The organism is Microvirga sp. jy35, from assembly GCF_056148915.1.
The window spans coordinates 1-4219 of record NZ_JBWBEW010000092.1 but is presented as its reverse complement, the minus strand read 5'-3'; the positions used below and the strand labels follow the sequence as shown (position 1 = coordinate 4219).

Annotated in this window: 6 protein-coding genes; 3 read left to right on the top strand and 3 right to left on the bottom strand. The window is 61.3% G+C overall.

Features of this window, described 5'->3' with window-relative positions; translation table 11 throughout:
• Window positions 1-594 (top strand): hypothetical protein (locus tag AC0QTX_RS27170; protein WP_474606903.1); only part of this gene is annotated, 594 nt, incomplete at its 5' end.
• A 345-nt stretch (window positions 595-939) separates the two neighbouring features.
• On the opposite strand, the gene AC0QTX_RS27165 is transcribed toward AC0QTX_RS27170, so the two are convergent.
• On the bottom strand, window positions 940-1800 hold the full coding sequence (locus AC0QTX_RS27165; protein WP_474606902.1) for an EcsC family protein: 861 nt from the start codon (window positions 1798-1800) through the stop codon (window positions 940-942).
• A gap of 231 nt (window positions 1801-2031) precedes the next feature.
• On the opposite strand from AC0QTX_RS27165, the gene AC0QTX_RS27160 reads away from it, so the two are divergent.
• A complete protein-coding gene (locus AC0QTX_RS27160; RefSeq protein WP_474606901.1) occupies window positions 2032-2769 on the top strand; it encodes a DUF72 domain-containing protein in 738 nt (245 codons plus the stop codon).
• A 337-nt stretch (window positions 2770-3106) separates the two neighbouring features.
• Here AC0QTX_RS27160 and AC0QTX_RS27155 read toward each other — a convergent pair whose 3' ends face one another.
• Window positions 3107-3352, bottom strand: a complete 246-nt coding sequence (locus tag AC0QTX_RS27155; protein ID WP_474606900.1) for a hypothetical protein — start codon at window positions 3350-3352, stop codon at window positions 3107-3109.
• Window positions 3353-3544: 192 nt separating this feature from the next.
• Here AC0QTX_RS27155 and AC0QTX_RS27150 point away from each other — a divergent pair, with 192 nt between their 5' ends.
• Complete coding sequence (locus AC0QTX_RS27150; protein WP_474606899.1) at window positions 3545-3778, top strand: hypothetical protein; 234 nt, start codon at window positions 3545-3547, stop codon at window positions 3776-3778.
• 108 nt (window positions 3779-3886) lie between these two features.
• Here AC0QTX_RS27150 and AC0QTX_RS27145 read toward each other — a convergent pair whose 3' ends face one another.
• Window positions 3887-4135 carry a helix-turn-helix domain-containing protein gene (locus AC0QTX_RS27145; protein WP_474606898.1) on the bottom strand — a complete coding sequence of 83 codons (249 nt, stop codon included), beginning with the start codon at window positions 4133-4135 and terminating at the stop codon, window positions 3887-3889.
• Window positions 4136-4219: the final 84 nt, after the last annotated feature.

The window sequence follows — 4219 nt, the reverse complement described above, 5'->3', positions numbered from 1 at the left end:
CAGCTTCCCGGCGGACGAATGCCAGAACTATCTCAGCAACTGCGGATACGAGTTCACCTAAATCGAATCCGCTCTAGTCTTCGGGAGAAAATTTATCAGCTTGGGAAAACTGGCCGAGGAAGTCTGATTGTGTGCGTGGTTGAGAAGGGAGGCAAAGCCCGCAATGTGCCATTCCCAATTCCGCTTGTCCTCGCCCTCCTCCAACATCTTTGGGGTGAACGTGAACGTTTCCTGACCGCGGAAGGAAGTTCGAGTCTCAGCAAGCTATCTGGGGGTTTGTGGCTGTCCGATAGGGATGCCAGCCCACTGACAATTACCGCAATAAAGGACATCGTGAAGGATCACGGCTTTGAGGCTGCTAACGTGAGAGGCAGCATCCATTCACTTCGAGCGGCATTTCTCACACAGTACGCTTGTCGCCTTCTCCGGGAGGCCAAAGGGAAGTTTGGCGACAACTATGATACTCGTGGGATCCTTCTCATGCTTGCTGAGATCGCCGGCCACGAAAACCCAGAAACCCTGAAGCATTACTTGGATGAGGCTCAAATTCGAGAAGCGCTCTTTGGGGAACGGGAATTCCTACGGGGCATCTAGGCTACCCGCTATTTGTTTGTTGACCGCCAAATTTTCTGTCTTTGTCCGGAACCCAGCTAAGCAACCAACTGTGATTTAACCCATCCCGTAGAGCATCCGTTAATCGTCCGTCGCTTAGAGCGCTTTCGAGACTTTACCAGCAGATTGGCTATTTGGTCGGGTGCATTGGCCACGCGATCCCGAACATCAGTCGCATGGCCGTGCACCCTCCGCTCGATAGAGCCGGTGTAGGCGCGATCAATCTGGCTTGATGAGCGAGTTGTCCTAGGGGACATAAAGAAGACTAGGTATCGGTTCCATCATTTATCTGACAGAGACAGCAGTCCCTCAGCTAAATTGGTCTCCTCATTTCCTGACAGTTTGACGGATCTGATCGTAAGCCAAGCGTACCGTTCCCTGACCGTAGGTCCGCTCCAAGCGGCGCACCGTGAAATGCCCGCGGGCCAGCGTCTGGAAGTGATCGATGAAGGCGGCATTGACGGCCGCGCCCCCGATCGCCCCGACAACCGGAACCGCCTGGGCGGCGACCTTCTGCGACACGACCACCCCGAAGCGGGCTCCGATCTGGGCCAGCAGGCGCACGATAGACGAGGCGCTTTCGTCGACGACCCCGCGCCCGGCCATCTGCTGCAGGGCGCGGGTGACGGACTTCGCCATGGCGGCCCGCACGGCGAAGTAACCGGCCTCGTGCAGATTGTCCGAGCCGGTGCGCCCACCCAGAGCGAAGACCTGGACACAGGCCAGCGCCGTCTCGGGATCGTCGAGGTTCTCGCCCTCACTCTGCGCGACGCGGGCGATTGACCGCAGCATGATCGTGGTTGAGACCGGGAGTTCCACCATAACTGCCGAGATGCCGAGCGCCCCGCCCATAGCCCCGGACAGGACCGCCAGCGCCTTGTGGACGCGGGTCTCGGGATCCCTGCCCTCCTTCGGGATCGTCTTCAGCGCGTAGCGCAGGGCGCGGGTCAGCGCCGCCTGCGTGGCCTTCGAGATCACGTCGGATACCGGCACCGGAAGCGCCTGCCCGAGCAACTCGATCGGCCGGCCAGCCAAGGCCGACAGGCGAGCGACGTAGCTCGGCCCCTCGAGCGCGAGCACGGCCTGCCGGAGCGCCTCGCGATCCTCATCTGAGAGGGCGATCTCGGGTGTACCTGCGTGAGTGGCCGAGGCCGGAAGGGGCTCCTGGCGGCGAAGTTCCTGGCTCATGCAACTTATTTGGGGATCCGGAGCAGCCGCTGACAGGCCCGCCTCTGGAAACGGCACCGTCTTGTTCCGCGCGGCCAGCGAAGGCCGGGGCTCCACGGCCGGAACGGCTGATCGGCGCCTGCGTTGACGCAGCGAGGCAGTTATCGCGAGAGGAGCATGCAGATCCTACCGGATACACATCGCCTCACATCCTGCACACCATGTTCATCCTCGGACCACGTCGTTCCCACGGTGCGGATCGGCACCGCCGCCTGGAGCATCCCGAAGCAGCATGCCGCCCCCTTCCCGGCGGTGGGATCGCACCTGGAGCGCCATGCGGCTGTCCTCAATGCGGTGGAGATCAACTCCTCGTTCTACCGCCCGCACCGGCCAGCCACCTATGAGCGCTGGGCCGCATCGGTGCCGGAAGACTTCCGTTTTGCCGTGAAGGTCCCGAAGACCATTACCCATGAGCGCCGGCTGAAGGATGTCGATGACCTGCTGGACCGGTTTCTATCGGAGGCGGCGGGTCTCGGGTCCAAGCTCGGGCCGCTGCTTGTCCAGCTTCCGCCGAGTCTGAACTTCCAGGAGGGCATCGCTGACCGTTTCCTGAGAAATCTGAGAAGCCGGGTTTCCGACAGCATCGTCTGCGAGCCCCGTCATGCCTCGTGGCTCACGCCGGGGGTCGAGGAACTGCTCGCCGAACTTCGGATCTCCCGCGTCGCGGCTGACCCGGCCACGGTTCCCGGAGCTGACGAGCCAGGTGGCTGGCACGGGCTGTCGTACTATCGCCTGCACGGATCGCCCCGGATCTACTACTCGACCTATAGCGCGGAGTACCTGGCAGCCATCCCGGAGGTGCTCGCAAGGGATACCGCGTTAGGCGTCGAGACCTGGTGCATCTTCGACAACACGGCGGCCTTCGCCGCCACCGGTGATGCGCTCGCCACCCGAAGCCTGGTGATCGCCGCCGATCGTTCGCGCACGTGAGCAATCCGAGCCTACCACATATCCAGGCGGTCACTCGCCGCTCAGGGGTTCCGAGACGGTTTGAGCCGCGCACAGTCCGGTGAGACAGCTGGCCTCTTCAATAGACGGCCCACACAGACGCGTGCGGGGCCGCACCGCCGGCGGGTGGACGCTGCGGTATTCCACACGCTGCACGCGATCATGCAGGAGGGTGCCATGCAGGAGAAGAAAGAGCGGTTTTCGTTAGCAGCGGCGATCACCGCTGTCTTCACATTGGGCTGCACCATCGTTGTTCTTTACCTGCCGCTCTTCCTGCGCTGAGCGCCGGCTTGGGTACGGCCCCTGCCTGGCCCTTCCCCTATCCGGTCGGCATCGTCACCATCACATCCGTTCGACCCATCCGCCGCTGCAATTCATTACGGTTCTGTGCCCGAAGACCCTGGAGATGCTCCGGGCTCTGCGCCTCCTGGCCATTGATGACAGGTACTGCGAGACCGTCGGCCTCCCACGCAACCGTGGCGATCGTCACAAGCCCGGTCGGCGTCTCCCGCTCGATCCGACCACCCAGAAGATCGTCGCATTGCAGGCGCAGTATGACGTCCATCGGAACCTCCTCGAAACTTGCCCAGCATCGAATCAACGGAGCAGAACCAGCAGAGGGTCCTCGTAAGCGATGGGAGAGCGTCCTCACCACCTATCGATGGATGTCCACACATTCCACAGGCTGGGAACAAAAGAAGAACATTTTTGTGGTACCCCCGGGCGCGAAGCAGTACCATCGTGACTTCCAAGGGAGATGATGATGACCCAGCAGGAACACGCGGTATGCGACGCGGATTCGATGGAAGCGGATGTCTCGGCCGTGATCGAGGCCTGCGGTGGTGATCCCAGGACCGCCATTAAGGCCCTTCTCGTCGAGCAGCTCATTCAGGAACAACGGATCGAGCGATTGGCGGCTGCCCTGTCGTTCGGATATGTGCGCGGACAAATCGGCGTGATGTGCGAGCGGCCCAAATCCTCAACCTCTTGATGCCCGCCATTCGTGATCGTTTGAGTGACGTCTGTAAGATCGGCCCGGACGGTGCTGGAACAGCAGCCGCCCTCTGGGTCATGGGCTGTAGGTGTTCGGCAGCCCCCCTCAGTGAGCGGACGTTAATGTCTTTGACACGGACCGCCTTCGCGGCCTGACAAGAAGATCGGACGCCTCGACGCCCAAAGCTTTGGCAAGTTGATCGACCACGTCAATGGATGCCGCGTAGACACTGCGCTCGATCGAACTGATGTAGGTTCGGTCAAGCTCCGCCCTGTGGGCAAGCTCCTCCTGCGACAGACCGGCGGTCTGTCGGTACTTTCTTACATTCTTGGCGAGCACATCCCGGATCGACATGCCCGGAATCGCACCGCCTTGTAGAGTATTTCTCCACGGAGTATACTCTACAAAAGGCTCTTACCCGCAGGAAACTGCCCCTAC

Excerpts from the sequence above, each read along its gene's own strand:
- AC0QTX_RS27165 (WP_474606902.1), bottom strand. The coding sequence starts at position 1,800 with ATGAGCCAGGAACTTCGCCGCCAGGAGCCCCTTCCGGCCTCGGCCACT.
- AC0QTX_RS27155 (WP_474606900.1), bottom strand. The coding sequence starts at position 3,352 with ATGGACGTCATACTGCGCCTGCAATGCGACGATCTTCTGGGTGGTCGG.
- AC0QTX_RS27150 (WP_474606899.1), top strand. The coding sequence starts at position 3,545 with ATGATGATGACCCAGCAGGAACACGCGGTATGCGACGCGGATTCGATG.
- AC0QTX_RS27145 (WP_474606898.1), bottom strand. The coding sequence starts at position 4,135 with ATGTCGATCCGGGATGTGCTCGCCAAGAATGTAAGAAAGTACCGACAG.